The 14067-nt window shown below is 62.6% G+C and carries 16 protein-coding genes and 1 pseudogene; 7 read left to right on the top strand and 10 right to left on the bottom strand.

The genetic code is table 11. The features are described 5' to 3' along the window. Positions 1-90: 90 nt before the first annotated feature. Positions 91-1368 carry a 5-aminolevulinate synthase gene (gene hemA / locus AC1DUU_RS09440; RefSeq protein WP_476783161.1) on the bottom strand — a complete coding sequence of 426 codons (1278 nt, stop codon included), beginning with the start codon at positions 1366-1368 and terminating at the stop codon, positions 91-93. 236 nt (positions 1369-1604) lie between these two features. Between hemA and galE the strand changes: the two genes are divergently transcribed. Beyond that, entirely contained in the window at positions 1605-2600 is a 996-nt protein-coding gene (galE, locus tag AC1DUU_RS09435) for a UDP-glucose 4-epimerase GalE (RefSeq protein WP_476783160.1), read from the top strand. A gap of 130 nt (positions 2601-2730) precedes the next feature. After that, positions 2731-3981, top strand: coding sequence for a D-amino acid dehydrogenase (locus AC1DUU_RS09430; protein ID WP_476783159.1), 1251 nt, complete (start codon positions 2731-2733; stop codon positions 3979-3981). 1 nt (position 3982) lies between these two features. On the opposite strand, the gene AC1DUU_RS09425 is transcribed toward AC1DUU_RS09430, so the two are convergent. Genes AC1DUU_RS09425 through AC1DUU_RS09415 form a run of 3 tightly spaced genes read right to left on the bottom strand, consistent with a single transcriptional unit; the run spans position 3983 to position 6108 of the window. Next, positions 3983-4636 (bottom strand): amino acid ABC transporter permease, encoded by a 654-nt coding sequence (locus tag AC1DUU_RS09425; protein ID WP_476783158.1) that lies wholly within the window; start codon positions 4634-4636, stop codon positions 3983-3985. Continuing rightward, positions 4633-5277 (bottom strand): ABC transporter permease subunit, encoded by a 645-nt coding sequence (locus AC1DUU_RS09420; RefSeq protein WP_476783157.1) that lies wholly within the window; start codon positions 5275-5277, stop codon positions 4633-4635. Before AC1DUU_RS09420 ends, AC1DUU_RS09425 begins: the two co-directional genes overlap by 4 nt. Before the next feature lie 27 nt (positions 5278-5304). Then, positions 5305-6108 (bottom strand): substrate-binding periplasmic protein, encoded by an 804-nt coding sequence (locus AC1DUU_RS09415; RefSeq protein WP_476783156.1) that lies wholly within the window; start codon positions 6106-6108, stop codon positions 5305-5307. Between the two features lie 153 nt (positions 6109-6261). On the opposite strand from AC1DUU_RS09415, the gene AC1DUU_RS09410 reads away from it, so the two are divergent. Continuing rightward, positions 6262-7176, top strand: a complete 915-nt coding sequence (locus tag AC1DUU_RS09410) for an ABC transporter substrate-binding protein (RefSeq protein ID WP_476783155.1) — start codon at positions 6262-6264, stop codon at positions 7174-7176. On the opposite strand, the gene tsaA is transcribed toward AC1DUU_RS09410, so the two are convergent. From tsaA to AC1DUU_RS09385, 5 genes are read right to left on the bottom strand one after another with little or no spacing between them, the layout of a single operon-like run. Next, complete coding sequence (tsaA, locus tag AC1DUU_RS09405; protein WP_476783154.1) at positions 7177-7668, bottom strand: tRNA (N6-threonylcarbamoyladenosine(37)-N6)-methyltransferase TrmO; 492 nt, start codon at positions 7666-7668, stop codon at positions 7177-7179. A gap of 2 nt (positions 7669-7670) precedes the next feature. After that, on the bottom strand, positions 7671-7877 hold the full coding sequence (locus AC1DUU_RS09400; RefSeq protein WP_476783153.1) for a TOBE domain-containing protein: 207 nt from the start codon (positions 7875-7877) through the stop codon (positions 7671-7673). Continuing rightward, on the bottom strand, positions 7874-8662 hold the full coding sequence (locus AC1DUU_RS09395) for an ABC transporter ATP-binding protein (protein WP_476783152.1): 789 nt from the start codon (positions 8660-8662) through the stop codon (positions 7874-7876). The genes AC1DUU_RS09400 and AC1DUU_RS09395 overlap by 4 nt, the downstream gene beginning before the upstream one ends. Next, positions 8659-9690 (bottom strand): FecCD family ABC transporter permease, encoded by a 1032-nt coding sequence (locus AC1DUU_RS09390; protein WP_476783162.1) that lies wholly within the window; start codon positions 9688-9690, stop codon positions 8659-8661. Before AC1DUU_RS09390 ends, AC1DUU_RS09395 begins: the two co-directional genes overlap by 4 nt. A gap of 22 nt (positions 9691-9712) precedes the next feature. Further along, positions 9713-10765 (bottom strand): iron ABC transporter substrate-binding protein, encoded by a 1053-nt coding sequence (locus tag AC1DUU_RS09385; protein ID WP_476783151.1) that lies wholly within the window; start codon positions 10763-10765, stop codon positions 9713-9715. 201 nt (positions 10766-10966) lie between these two features. Here AC1DUU_RS09385 and AC1DUU_RS09380 point away from each other — a divergent pair, with 201 nt between their 5' ends. Next, entirely contained in the window at positions 10967-11416 is a 450-nt protein-coding gene (locus tag AC1DUU_RS09380; RefSeq protein ID WP_109577967.1) for a universal stress protein, read from the top strand. A 7-nt stretch (positions 11417-11423) separates the two neighbouring features. On the opposite strand, the gene AC1DUU_RS09375 is transcribed toward AC1DUU_RS09380, so the two are convergent. After that, on the bottom strand, positions 11424-12482 hold the full coding sequence (locus AC1DUU_RS09375) for an alanine racemase (RefSeq protein ID WP_476783150.1): 1059 nt from the start codon (positions 12480-12482) through the stop codon (positions 11424-11426). A 190-nt stretch (positions 12483-12672) separates the two neighbouring features. On the opposite strand from AC1DUU_RS09375, the gene AC1DUU_RS09370 reads away from it, so the two are divergent. The 3 genes and pseudogenes from AC1DUU_RS09370 to AC1DUU_RS09360 form a co-directional block, all read left to right on the top strand. Next, a complete protein-coding gene (locus AC1DUU_RS09370; RefSeq protein ID WP_476783149.1) occupies positions 12673-13056 on the top strand; it encodes a RidA family protein in 384 nt (127 codons plus the stop codon). Between the two features lie 42 nt (positions 13057-13098). After that, positions 13099-13923, top strand: coding sequence for an IclR family transcriptional regulator (locus AC1DUU_RS09365; protein ID WP_476783148.1), 825 nt, complete (start codon positions 13099-13101; stop codon positions 13921-13923). Between the two features lie 36 nt (positions 13924-13959). Beyond that, positions 13960-14067, top strand: a pseudogene (locus AC1DUU_RS09360) (sugar kinase); the annotation flags it as partial.

Below are 14067 nucleotides of genomic sequence, written 5' to 3'. Positions count from 1 at the left end.
ATCCTGAGGTGCGAGCCCGCGCGACAGCTAAAAGCTTGAAGTTAATGCCTGTGGGCGAGCCTCGAAGGACGAACCACAGGGCTTGCCGCTTCAGCCGCCCGATTGCGGCACCAGCAACGAAACGATGCGCTCGCTCTTGGCAACTTCGGTGTGGCCTTCTGTGCGATATGGAATGCCGAGTGCGTTCCAGGTCTCGACCAGCGCAGTCTTGAGCTCTGCGATCAACTCGTCGGTGTGGAATGGCGTTGGCGTGATACGCAGCCGTTCGGTGCCGCGCGGCACGGTCGGGTAGTTGATCGGCTGGATGTAGATGCCGTGGACGCCGAGCAGGCGGTCGCTGGCCATCTTGCACAGCTCGGGATCGCCGACCAGGATCGGCACGATATGCGTTGGCGACTCCATGACCGGCAGGCCGGCGTCGGCAAGCATCTGCTTGGCCTGCGTCGCCTGACGCTGCTGGGCGTCACGCTCGGACTGCGAGTTCTTGAGATGGCGGATCGATGCGGTGGTCGCGGCCGCGATCGCCGGCGGAAGTGCCGTGGTGAATATGAAGCCCGGTGCGTAGGAACGGACGGCGTCAACCACGGAACGGGTGCCGGTGATGTAGCCTCCGAGCGTGCCGAATGCCTTGGCCAGCGTGCCCTCGATGATGTCGATGCGATGGGCAAGGCCTTCGCGCTCGGTGATGCCGCCGCCGCGCGGGCCGTACATGCCGACTGCGTGGACCTCGTCGATATAGGTCATGGCATTGTACTTTTCGGCGAGGTCGGCGATCTCGGCGATGGGTGCGATGTCGCCGTCCATCGAATAGACGCTCTCGAACACGATCAGCTTGGCGCGCTCGCGACCTGCAGCCTGCAGCAGGCTTTCGAGGTGGGCGACGTCGTTGTGGCGGAAGATCTTCTTTTCAGCGCCCGAGCGGCGCACGCCCTCGATCATCGAGGCGTGGTTGAGTTCGTCGGAAAGAACCAGGCAGTTCGGCAGGAGCTTGGCGATGGTCGAGATCGCGGCTTCGTTGGAGACGAAGCCAGAGGTGAAGACCAGTCCCGCTTCCTTGCCGTGGAGATCGGCGAGCTCATGCTCGAGATCGACCAGCGGATGGTTGTTGCCGGAGATGTTGCGGGTACCGCCAGCACCGGTGCCCATGTTGCCAGCTGCCTTCTGCATCGCCGCCACCACGTCGGGGTGCTGGCCCATGCCGAGATAGTCGTTAGAGCACCAGACAGTGATTTCCTGCGCCCGGCCGTTGGAGCGCCAGATCGCGCGCGGGAACTTGCCGACGATGCGCTCTAGATCGGCGAACACGCGATAACGGCGCTCGGCGTGGATTTGGTCGATCGCTTCTTCGAAAAACCGCTGGTAGTTCATGTGGACGTCCCAATTTTTCAACCGCGAGCATAGTCAACGGCCGGTTCGGCGTCCATCAACCGTTTTGGTCAAAATGCCACGCCCTCGACGTCCCAAACGACCACGGAACGGCGAAAAGTCCCTTGATGTGGATCAAACTCAGCAGCGACTGAGTTCTTCGCGCGGAAGCCGCCTCGCATTCGCCTGAGTTTTTGCGCTAGACAGTGCGAAAGTGGAAATGAGATGCGGAGGATTCGATGGCGGTATTGGTGACGGGCGGGGCGGGCTATATCGGCAGCCACATGGTCTGGGAACTGCTCGATGCAGGCGAACAGGTCGTCGTGCTCGACCGGCTTTCGACCGGCTTCGACTGGGCCGTGGGGCCCGAGGCGACGCTTGTCAGGGGCGATGTCGCCGACCAGGAACTCGTCGGCAAGCTGATCCGCGAGCATGGCGTGGATAGCATCATCCATTTCGCCGGTTCGATCGTGGTCCCGGAATCGGTCGCCGATCCGCTCGGCTATTACGACAACAACACCTGCAAGACCCGCAGCCTGATCGAGACGGCGGTGCGCTGTGGCGTGAAGCATTTCATCTTCTCCTCGACGGCGGCCGTTTATGGCGCGGCCGGCATCGAGCCGGTGGTCGAAGACGCCCGCCTTGCGCCGGAATCGCCTTACGGCCTGTCCAAGCTGATGAGCGAATGGATGCTGCGCGATGCGGCGGCAGCACACCCGCTGCGCTACACCGCGCTGCGCTATTTCAACGTTGCGGGTGCTGATCCCAAGGGGCGCACCGGCCAGTCGACCAAGGGCGCCACCCACTTGATCAAGGTCGCTTCGGAGACCGCGCTCGGCAAGCGCGCCTCGATGCAAGTTTACGGCGACGATTATGCGACGCCTGACGGTACCTGCGTGCGCGATTATATCCACGTCTCGGACCTCGCCGCAGCACACCGGCTGGCGCTCGCCCGCCTGCGCGCCGGCGGCGGCAATCTCGTTGCCAATTGCGGCTACGGTCACGGCTATTCGGTGCTCGAAGTCATCGACAGTGTGCGGCGCGTGCATGGCGGCGATTTCACTGTCGAGATGGGGGCTCGCCGTGCCGGCGACGCGGCTTCGGTCGTTGCCAATGCGGACCTCGCGCGCGGCGAGCTTGGCTGGGCACCCAAGCACGACGATCTCGACGCCATCGTTGGCGACGCGCTCAACTGGGAAAAGCTGCTCAGCCGCAAGAATTCCATAGCCGGCTGAGGCTGGCTCAGCCGATTCCTGCCAGCACCTCTCGATATGCCGCGCGGCAACGGCTAGTGCTGCCGCGTGGAGTTGAGTTCCCGGCGGTCGTGGGTTCCCGGTCAGAGCCCGATATCAACTTGGGTACGCAATGAAGATCCTGGTTCTCGGCGCAGGCGTGGTCGGAACGGCGGCAGCCTATTACCTGGCCCGCGACGGCCATGAGGTCACCGTGCTCGAGCGCCATCCGGCTGCGGCGCGGGGCACCAGCTATTCCAATGCCGGTCTTGTCTCGCCGGGCGATGCCACCGCCTGGGCTTCGCCGGCAGCGCTCAAGACCTTCATTCGCTCGCTCTACACACCCGACCTCGGCATCAAGGTCAGGCTGCGGCTCGATCCTTACTTCTACGCCTGGAGCCTGCGTTTCCTGTTTCAGTGCACGAAAGCGCGGCTGCGCGCCAACAGCGAGGTCAAGCTCCGGCTCGCGCTGTATGCGCGCCAGTGCATCAACGAGATTTCGGCCGAAACCGGCCTTGCCTATGACGAGCGCCGCAAAGGCATCCTCTATTTCTTCCGTTCACAAAAGAGCCTCGACGAAGGCAGCGAGAACTACCGCTTTCTCGCCGAACACGGACTGCCGATCGAGATTGTCGACCGCAACCGCATGGTCGAACTGGAGCCGGGCCTTGCAGCGGCCAAGCATGGCATTGCTGGCGGTGTCTATTCGCCGATCGACCAGACCGGCGATTCCCGCATGTTCGTCGAAAGCCTGGCCGCCTGCGCCACCGAGCGTCTCGGTGTGAAGTTCATGTTCGACACCACTGTCGAAGACCTTGTCATCGACGGCGACCGCGTCACCGGCGTGAAGACATCATCTGGCATTGTCGCAGCAGAAGCCGTTGTCATCGCCATGGGCCCGGAAAGCGGACTGCTCGGCCGGCGCCACGGCATCGACCTGCCCGTCTATCCCGTCAAGGGCTATACTGCGACCGTGCCGCTCGACGATCCCTCCAGAGGGCCAACCATGGGCGGCGCCGACGAGGACAATCTGATCGCCTATTCGCGCTTGGGCGACCGCTTGCGGCTGGCCTCGACCGCCGAATTCGCCGGTTTCGACCGCAGCCACAAGCCTGAGGATTTCGCCCGCCTGTTCAAGGCCGGCAAGGAGCTGTTTCCCGGCGCCTTCGATCCCGCCAAGGCCGAGCTGTGGGCCGGGCTGAGGCCGATGATGCCGGGCTCGGTGCCGGTCATGGGCCGCGCCCGCTTCAAGAACCTCTATCTCGACACCGGCCATGGCCATGTCGGCTGGACCATGGCCTGCGGTTCCGGCAAGTTCCTTGCCGATCTGATCGCCGGGCGCAAACCCGAAATCGATCCGCAGGGCCTGGTCTACAAGGGCTGATTCAGCGTCGGCTCAGGCGGTGGCGGGATTCATAGAGATATTGCAGGCCAATGATGACGGCTGCGATCAAAAGGTAGAAAACCGACACGACCAGCAGCACTTCGATCGCCTTGTAGGTGTCGGCGATGATCGTCGTCGAGGCGGCGGTCAGTTCATCGATGGCGACGAGGCYGGCAAGCGAGCTGCCCTTGACCATCTGGATGGCGTTGGAAAACAGCGAAGGCGCTGCGAGCCGGTAGGCCTGCGGCATCATCACCTTCCAGTAGATGGCGAAGGGCTTCAGCCCGAGTGCCTTTGCGGCGTCGAGCTGGCCCGTAGGCACGCTTTCGAAGCCCGAGCGCAGGAATTCGAGATTATAGGCGGTCGACGCAAAGATCAGGCCGATCAACGCCGAGGGCAACGGCTCGAGATAGATGCCGAGCCGGGGCAGGCCGTAATAGAGCCCAAACAGCAGTGCCAGCACCGGCGCTGCGCGGGCAAAGAAGCTGTAGCCGATGATCAGCCGCCGGAAGGTGCCATTGGGCCGCTGCATGTAGATGGCCAGAGGCAGTGCCAGGATGTTCGACACGGCAATAACGATCACCGAGATCAGCAGCGTCATGCCTAGCCCGTTGAGCAGCATGCGCTGGTAGGTGGGGTCGAGCAGGATGCTCATCGCGTGGCCACCTGCTTGGGCTTGCGTTCGTTGAACACGAGCAGCGGTGTCACGATCAGGATGTAGAGACCAACAGCCAGCGTCAGGAAGGTGAAGGGCGCGTTGGTGGCGGCGATTCCTTGCTTGGTGACGTAGAGGATTTCGCTGACCGAAACCGCCGAGGCAATCGACATGCGCTTGACCGTGCCGATGGCGTAGGTGATCCAGCCCTTGCGCGCCAGCGGCAGGATCTGCGGGATGAGGACGCGCAGGAACACCACCCGCGTCGGCAGGCCGAGCGCCTTGCCGGCCTCATACTGGCCGAACGGGATCGTTGCCAGCGCGCCCTTGAACACCTGGTAGTCGAAGGCGATGCCGACCAGCGTGAACGCGATGATGGTCGAGCCGATCGGGCCGAAGTCGAAACCGATCTGCGGCCCACCGAAGAAGAACAGGAACAGGACGACAAGTTCCGGCACCGAGCGGAAGAAAGCACTGAACGCTTCGATGCCTTTGCGCGGCAGCGATTTCTCGCGGCCGTAATGGACGAGCGAAAGTAAAAGGCCAAACAGCGCCGACAGGGTGAAGATCACCGCCGACAGCGCAATGGTGAGAACTGCCGCGGTCAACAGCCGCGGCAGCCAGGCAATCGCAATTTCCATGTCCGGCCGCCCCTCCGGCTACGCTTGTTACTGCGCCTTCGACCAGTCGATCGAAGCGCCGAACCACTTGTCGGCGAGGCCCTGGAGCGTGCCGTCCTTGCGCCATGTCTCAAACAGGGCGTCGATGGCGTCGGCCAGCGGCTTGTTCTTGTTGTTGACGGCGACGCTCTGGGTCACGGTAGAGAGCATGTCGTCGAGCGTGACGACGCCAGCCAGCTTGCCCGACTTGGCGAGATATTTCGGCCCGAGGAAGTCGTGCGCAGCGAAGTCGATGCGGCGGTTCTCAAGATCGAGGAACAGCTCCGTCGAACCTGGATATTCGCGGCTTTCGGTGACGCATCCGGCTGACAGCTTCTCCTTGGCGACCTTCTGGAACGAGCCGCCGCGCACCGCACCCATGACCTTGCCGCAGACATCCTTCCAGCCTGTTATGCCGGTGTCTGCCTCGCGGCGCGTCACGGCGACGCCGTTGACGATATAGGGCGACAAAAGAAAGAAATCCTTCGAGGCAAGCCGTTCCGGCGTGCGCGACACGCCCGAAGCGATGGCATCGAAGCGCCCGGCGGTCAGGCCTGGCAGCAGGCCGGCGAAGTCGAGCTTTTCAAACTTGGCGCTGACGCCAAGCGATTTTGCGATCAGGTTGATCACATCGATGTCGAAGCCTTCAAGCTCGCCCGTGGCGTTTGTCATGCTGAACGGTGGCGCCGAGCCGGAGGTGCCGACCGTGAGCGTATCGGCATTGACGAGGGCGGCCTTGTAGTCCTGCGCACTTGCCGCGCTCACGCCGAAAACCGCGATGAGGGCCAGCAGTGCTGTCCGCGCAAATCCCATGATCACTCCTTGGATGGGTAGCTTGAAAACCGGGAGAGGTGCTTATATCGCACAGCCGGTGGGCGACCAACAACGGAAGCCACGGCGACTAGATACTTTTTGGCGAAGCTGTTTCTCAAGAACTGCTTTTTCCAAAATGCGAGGATTTTTGGAATGGAACTGCGTTTCAAGCTGAACCACCTGTACCAGGGCCAGAACTCGCCTTTCCTCCACGCCGTCGATGCCGGCTATTTCGCCGACCACGGCCTTAGCTGCACCTTCGTTGAAGGGTTCAGTTCGTCGCAGGTGACGCGCGCACTCGTCGAGGGCGACGCCGATATCGGCTTTGGCGATGTGTCTTCGGTGTTCGAGCGCGCCTTGCGCACCGGGGAACAGGAAATCACCTGCCTGCTGCCGATCTATGAAAACACGCCCTGCTGCCTCGGCTATCTCTCCGATGGCAAGGAACTCACTTTGGCCGACATCGAAGGCAGCACCTTGTGCGGTCCCAATGGCGACACCTCGGCGCGGCTGCTGCCGCTATTGCTGGCAAAGAACGGCTTTGCTTCTGACAGCTACACCTATCTCGGCGTCCAGCCTGAAGAGCGCGACCGCTTGGTCGCAGCGCGGGAAGTGCTGGCTGCGACATGTTTCGATGCGACGCTGAAATTCGCCATGGAAAGCCGCGGCTACGATACCTGCGGGCTTGCCTTTCTCTATTTCGCCGACAATGGCCTCGACACCTATTCGAGCGTGCTCGTCGCACTCGGCACGGTGCTTGAGCGCGATCCCGCTTTGGCTGGCAAGCTGCGTTCGATCAGCCGGCAGGCGTGGCGCGATTGCCTGAAAGATCCCGAACTTGGCGTGCGCGCCGTGCTCAAGCGCTCGCCGTCGATCGACGCGGGCATCGTCAGGGGGCAGCTTCAATGGGTGCTGAGCCATCAGGTTTTCCCCAATGGGGATGGGCCGATGGCTTTCGATGTCCAAGGGGCAAAGATGGCGGCGACGCTCGAATGCGCTGTATTTTCGGTGGGTGCTGAGGCTCGCCGTCCGGCTGATGGGCTGCCTGCAGCGATCTGCCGAAATTAGTCACCCGGTTTCGAAATCGCCGGGTTGCGGCGGGGCGACGGGTTTGAACAGCGTGCGGTCGGGCTTGATGTCGAGCAAGGGCGTGCCGTCAAGGCAGTCCATGCCACGCACACTCAGCATGTTGCCTTCCACACCCACTAGCTCGACGATCGAGGTGCCGATGGGGTTGGGCCGCACGGGCGAGCGCAAGGCAAAGGTGCCGCGTGAGGTCCCGTCATTGGCCGGGCTCTGGCGCACGAGATCGCGCCTGGACATGTGCAGCCAGTAGAGCACCTCGAGGCGTTCGTATCTTTCGATACCATCGAGTGCTGCCTGCCATGGCTCAAAGATTTCGATGCGGCAGATGGGGCCGTCGGCGCGTCCTTGGCGCGGTGTCATCAGGCGCGAGGCCCAGGGCGTGTGGATGCGGCCGATGAACACCAGTCCGGCGTCGAACTCGGTGGGTTGCGCGACGGCGGTTTCGCCGTCGCGGATCTCCTTTTCGCGGACCATGCTCAGTCCACCGCCACCATGACGTCGGAGGCCTTGATCACCGCATAGGCGTCCTTGCCGACCGCAAGCTTGAGGTCGTCGACCGCTTCGTTGGTGATCGAGGCGGTGACGACGGCGCCGCCAATGTCGATGCGGATATGCGAGGTCGTTGCTCCCTTGGTCACTTCGACGATCTTTCCCTTGATCTGGTTGCGGGCGCTGAGCTTCATGATGCGTTCCTTTCGGTCAGGGTTGGGGTGCAGACATGGCGTCCGGCCTGTTCGAGATAGGCAACTGCGACCCCGACGCCATAAAGAGCCTGCAGTGTTTCCGATGTTAGCACCTCGGCGGGCTTTCCTATGGCAACGAGCGCGCCTGCCTGCATAAGCGCGACGCGATTGGCGCAGGCAAAAGCATGGCTGGGATCGTGGGTCGAAATGACTACCGCCATGCCTGTGGCAGCGAAGCTCGATATGCGGCTGAGCACGCGCGCCTGGTTGCCGAAGTCGAGGCTGGCAGTAGGCTCGTCCATGACGATCAGCTCCGGCTCCTGGGCAACCGCCCGGGCAATCAGCGTCATCTGCTTTTCGCCGCCGGAGATGTCGGTGAAGGGGCGGGCAGCGAGGTGACCGATGCCCAAAATTGCGAGTGCTTCCTGTGTTTTCGCACGGTCGGCCATGGTGGGCGAGGCGAAGGTGTCGATGCGGCTGGCGCGGCCCATCAAGACTACGTCGAACACCGAAAACGGGAAGTAGACACCGGTGGCTTGCGGAACATAGGCGATGTGGCGGGCGAACTGGGCGCGCGAAAAGTCGGCGATGTCCTTGCCGTCCAGCTCGAGGCTGCCGCCCTGGCGCGGCAGCAGGCCGAGCAGGGTCTTGAACAAAGTGGTCTTGCCGCAGCCATTAGGGCCAAGCAGGCACAGCACCTCGCCACGATCGACCGAAAGCGTGACGCCATGGCCGATTTTCACGCGGCCATAGCCGAATGCGAGTTCGGTTGCCTGAAGCATCATTGCCAGCCTCGCCTGGTCGTCAGAAGTAGATAGAGGAAGAACGGTGCGCCGACAGCGGCGGTCAGGATGCCCAACGGGATTTCGATCTCGGCCATGCTGCGGGCGAGCGCATCGACGCCGACCATGTAGCCGGCGCCGATGATCATCGATGTCGGCAATAGCCGGGAAAATTCGGGGCCGACAAACATGCGTGCGACATGCGGCACCAGAAGGCCGATCCAGCCGACGATGCCGGAGATCGATACGGCTGCTGCGGTCATCAGGGTTGCTGCTGCAACGACAACGACACGGATCCAGCGCGTCTCGACCCCAAGCGCGCGCGCCTCCTCGTCGTCAAGCGTCATCAGGTTCATGCGCCAGCGCAACAATATCATCGGCACAAGGGCGATGGCCACCGCCGGCAGGATGGAGACGAGATCGCCTCGGGTGATGGAGGCGAGGCTGCCGAGCAGCCAGAAGGTAATGGCGGGCAGCTGGTTGTAGGGATCGGCAAGAACCTTGAGCAGCGACACGCAAGCGCCGAGCAGGGCGCCGATGGCGACACCCGCCAGCACCAGTACCAGGATCGGATCGCGCTCGCGCACCGCCGAGCCGATGACATAAACAACGGCGACCGCTGCCAGCCCGCCGAGGAAGGCGAGCCCCTGGATGGCCAATACAGACATCGACAGGAAAATGCCCGCGACGGCACCTAAGCTGGCGCCGGCTGAAACGCCAAGGATGTCGGGCGACACCAGCGGGTTGCGGAAAAGGCCCTGATAGACCGCGCCTGCGGCAGCAAGAGCCGCGCCAACCCCCAAGCCGGCGCCGACGCGCGGCAACCGGACATTCCAGACGACTGTTTCGACGGTGGTGGCGACACCGCTCTCGTTGCCGGTGGTCTTTGAGATGATCACGGCCCAAATGTCGCCAGGTGTCACCGGATATTTCCCGGTGACGATGGCAGCGATCACGATCAGCCCCAGGAGAAATGCAAGAACGCCGAGCGACTGCAGGCGGCCGCGCCGGGGATTTTCAGGCTCCGGCACCACGCCGCCTCTGGCCTGAAGTTCAGGATTTCGGGCCAGTGTCGGCAAGGAGTTTCTCAAGCTGCTCGTCGGTCAGGTCGATGTGGTAGAACAGCTTGTAGAAGCTGCGCGTCTCGGCCTTGAGGTCGACATCAGACTTGCCGGGATAGAGTGCCGAGGTCAGCCAGGCGACGCCGATGGCGCGGTTGATGCCGGGAGGGGCGTCGAACCAGCCGAAGGGCAGGGCCGGCGCGCGGAAGACGCGCGCGTCCTTCACCGCCTTGATGCCGGCCCATGACGGGTCTGACAGCACCGCCTTCTGGAATTTTGGGCTCAGCGTCAGAATGACATCGGGGTTCCACGACAGGATCTGTTCGAGCGAGACATTGGCGAGCCCGCCCTTGCCCGCGGCTTCGGCGACATTGGTGGCGCCAACCGCCGAGAGTACTTCCATGTTGATAGAGCCGGCGAGGCCGGTTTCTAGCCCGTCCGGACCGCGACCGTAATAGACGCGCGGGCGCTGATCTGCGGGAATATCGGCCACGACCTTGTCGAGGCGCTTCATCGCCGCTTCGGTGTAATTTGCCAACGCTTCGGCCTGTTCCTTTTCGCCGAGCAATTCGCCGATATCGCGCAGCGACTTCGGCGCGTTGGCGAAGGTGCCGTCGACCAGGATGTAGGGGATTCCGGTCTGCTCCTGCACCCGATCGGCAAGCGAGGCATAGGTCGCATCGACAGTGCCTACGTCAAGGATGAAGTCAGGCTTCATGGCAAGAACCGCTTCGAGATTGGCGGTGTTGTTTTTGCCGGTCAGGCGGCCATGCACCGGCAGGGCCCGGTAGGGCTCGGCGATGAATTCCTTTTCGTCGTCCTTGAACTCGCGCACCCAGCCGACCAGCTTTTCAGGCGCGACCGAATAGAGCAGCACGGAGGCGGGCGGGCCGGCGGCCATGACGCGGGTGATCTTTTCCGGCAGTGCCACCTTGCGGCCTGCCGCGTCGACAAAGATGCGCTCATCGGCAATCGCCAAGGCGGTGAAGCCGTTGACGACCGTGGCCACAGTTACGAGCGAAAGCAAGATATTGCGACGGTTCATGGGCGCGGGTCCGATATGTGATGAGCTATGGCTATATCCGTCCGAATATAGCGAGGCGCATTGTTATGTTTGCGTGGATATAACGGTCAAGTGATTTCCGACACGCTGCCCCATCCGATTTGCCGTGGCCTTGCCTTGACCCAGGCGTGGCGGTCGGGCGAGGCTGGCGCCAGAATCTACACAGCCCATGGAGACCGCATCATGTACGCACATATTCTCATCGCCACCGACGGTTCGGAACTGGCGCAGAAGGGCCTCGACCATGGCTTGAACCTGGCCAAGGGCCTCGGCAGCAAGGTGACGGTCATGAGCGTCACCGAACCTGCGCCGATCTTCGCCTCGGCTGGCATGTACGGTCCTGTCGCCACCGCCGAGGACATTGTTTCCTATCAAAGGGCCGGCGAGGAATACGGCGCCAAGGTGCTGAACGCCGCCAAGGCGCAGGCCGACAAGCTCGGTGTCAATGCCGAAGTCGTGCATGTCGAGGAGATGTGGGCGGCGGAGGCGATCAATCAGGTTGCCAAGGATCGCGGCTGCGACCTGATCGTCATGGCCTCGCATGGCCGTCGTGGACTTGGCCGGCTCATTCTCGGCAGCCAGACCGTCGAAGTTTTGACCAACAGCCAGGTACCGGTGCTGGTCGTTCGCTAAACGTCGTTCACACGATCTTGCCGCGCGCCGGAACCGGCCACAGTTCGGGCGCGCGATCCTTGCCATAGACATAGACGCCGTCGACCATGTTGGTCACCACGCAGGCATGGTTGGGCACGATGCGCAGCMGCTGGCCGACGGTCAGATTGATGTCGCCCTCGGTCCTGAGCCTGCCGTGTTCTTCCGACAGTTGGTCGATCGATATGTCGGGGCGCCCAAGCACATGGCCGTGGCCCTTGAGACCGAGTAAGTCGGAGGTCAGCGTCTTGCTGCCGGCATCGATGATGGCGCGGTTGGGTGCGGGCACAGAAACCACAGTGGCGAGCACGGTCAATGCGCAATCGTCCCAGCTGGGAACACCGCGCGCCACCAGCGAACGGTCATTGTAGACATAGGTGCCTGGCCGGTATTCGGTGGCGACGGGCGCCAGATGGGCCGACATCAGGTCCGGCGTGCCGCCCGATGTGACCGCTTGAACCGCAATGCCCTTGGCCTGGATCAGCGCTTTTGCCTCAGTCATGAAGGCTTGCACCTTGGCGGCACCGCCCACGGGCGGATAGGTCGTCAGCCCGGCGAAATGCAGGCGGGGTGCGGCAGCGATGCGTGAAGCGAGTTCGACCGCCGCCTCAGGCAAGCCGACGCCACAGCGATCGGCGCCGGTATTACATTCGACAAAGACATTGAGCGTGGCGCCCGCGGCAGCGAACGCCGCCGACAGCCCGTCGATCACAGTCGCATTGTCGGCGACCACGGCAAGGTGCACCTTGCGCGATAGCTCCAGCAGCGCGGCGAGCTTGTCTTCGCCAAGGACGTTGTAGGTGATCAGCACATCGGTGATGCGGTCGCTGCCCGCGACCATTGCTGCTGCTTCCGAAACCTTCTGGCAGGTGATGCCGACCGCACCGGCTGCAAGCTGCAGCTCGGCGATGCGGGGAAGCTTGTGCGTCTTGATATGCGGCCGGACCTTGAGTCCATGGCTGTCGGCATAGGCTTGAAAGCGCTCGATGTTCCGCTTGGCCAGATCGAGGTCCACCAACACTGCGGGGGTCTGGATTTTGTCGAACATGCCTTGCTCTGCCTCCAACTCGATACGTCGGACGACCTTGCCTCCGAAGCGCTTGACAAACAATGGCGCCTGCATATGGATACGTAAATCCATTATTCAGAACATGTGTCCGCAATAATGGACATATGTTTGCTGGAAGACCCTGTAAACTTCTGGCGCGCGGGCATCGCGCGGCATTCGGAGAATGAGCATGACGATCAAGCGCTACGGCACAGGCCAATCCGGCGCGGGCAAGCAGGCATTGCCTTTCGCTCGCGCAGTCGAAGCCAATGGCTGGCTCTATGTATCGGGGCAGGTTGCCATGGAAAATGGCGAGATCGTCGGTGGCGGCATTGTCGCCGAGACGCGCAAGACGATGCAAAGCCTGATCGCCATCCTGACAGAGGCAGGCTATGGGCTGGAGCATATCGTGCGCGTCGGCGTCTGGCTCGACGACCCCCGGGACTTCTGGTCGTTCAACGGTGTTTATGCCGAGTATTTCGGCGATCATCCGCCGGCCCGCGCTTGCGTACAGTCGAGCATGATGGTCGATTGCAAGGTCGAAATCGACTGCGTCGCCTACAAGGCGCCGTAGCGACACAGGATTTCACTTCGGCAATTCGCCGGGAGGCGGCGCATGGACGACGTAGCTGACGATATCATCAACAGGCGCGCGCGCGGTCTCGATCGTGCCTTTGAAATCCTGAATCATCTGCGCCTGAAGCGTCAGCCGCTGCGCCCCAACGAGATCGCGCAAGGCATCGGCGCGCCGCGCTCTTCGGTCTACGAACTGGTCAACCTTTTGATGCGGCAAGGCGTTCTGGAGTATCGCGGCGGCGACGGCCGCGTGTTCCTGGGCCGCAAGCTCTATTTCCTCGGCATGGCCTATGCCGAGCAATTCGACCTGATGCGCGAATGCGACAAGCTGCTCACGCACATCGCCGAGGAGACGCGCGAGACGGCCCAGATGTGTGTGCTCGAAGGCAACAAATACACCGTCGCCCAGATGAAGGAGGGGCTGCGCCAGTTCCGCATCTCCTCCAATGTCGGCGACCCGGTGGCGATCCCGTGGACGGCGTCTGGCCGGCTGCTCGTTTCGCATATGAGCGACGAAGAAATCCTCGACTTCATCCCGAAGGACGATTTCCGCTTGCCGAATGGCGACTGGCTTGATCCGGCGGAGTTCATCGCCGAGGTGCGCGAAGCGGCACGCGTCGGCTACTTCACCTTCAACAGCGCGGTCGAGAGCTTCACCCACTGCTTTGCCGTGCCGGTCTACCAGGCCGACCGCACTTGCATGGCGACGCTGTGCCTGGTCGCACCGCGCGAGGACGGGCTGAAGAACCACGCCAGCTATCTTAAGACGCTGCTCGATGCCGCCGCCGACCTGTCGAGCCGCCTTGGCCACGTCGCCGACGGGTATGGCGGCCCCATGCGCGGCCGACCGGCGATGACCGCCTGACCTTTACTCACATCAACTATGGATTGGCTGTACAGCATGGTGGGACGCGTTCTTTCAATCGGCGAATGCATGGTCGAACTCAGGCAGGCCGAAGGTGGCCTGCTTCGGCAGGGCTTTGCCGGCGACAGCTTCAACACAGCCTAT

This window comes from Aminobacter sp. P4_H6_2 (assembly GCF_056400805.1).
The sequence above is the reverse complement of the archived record's forward strand: the minus strand, read 5'-3'. Positions and strand labels throughout refer to the sequence as shown.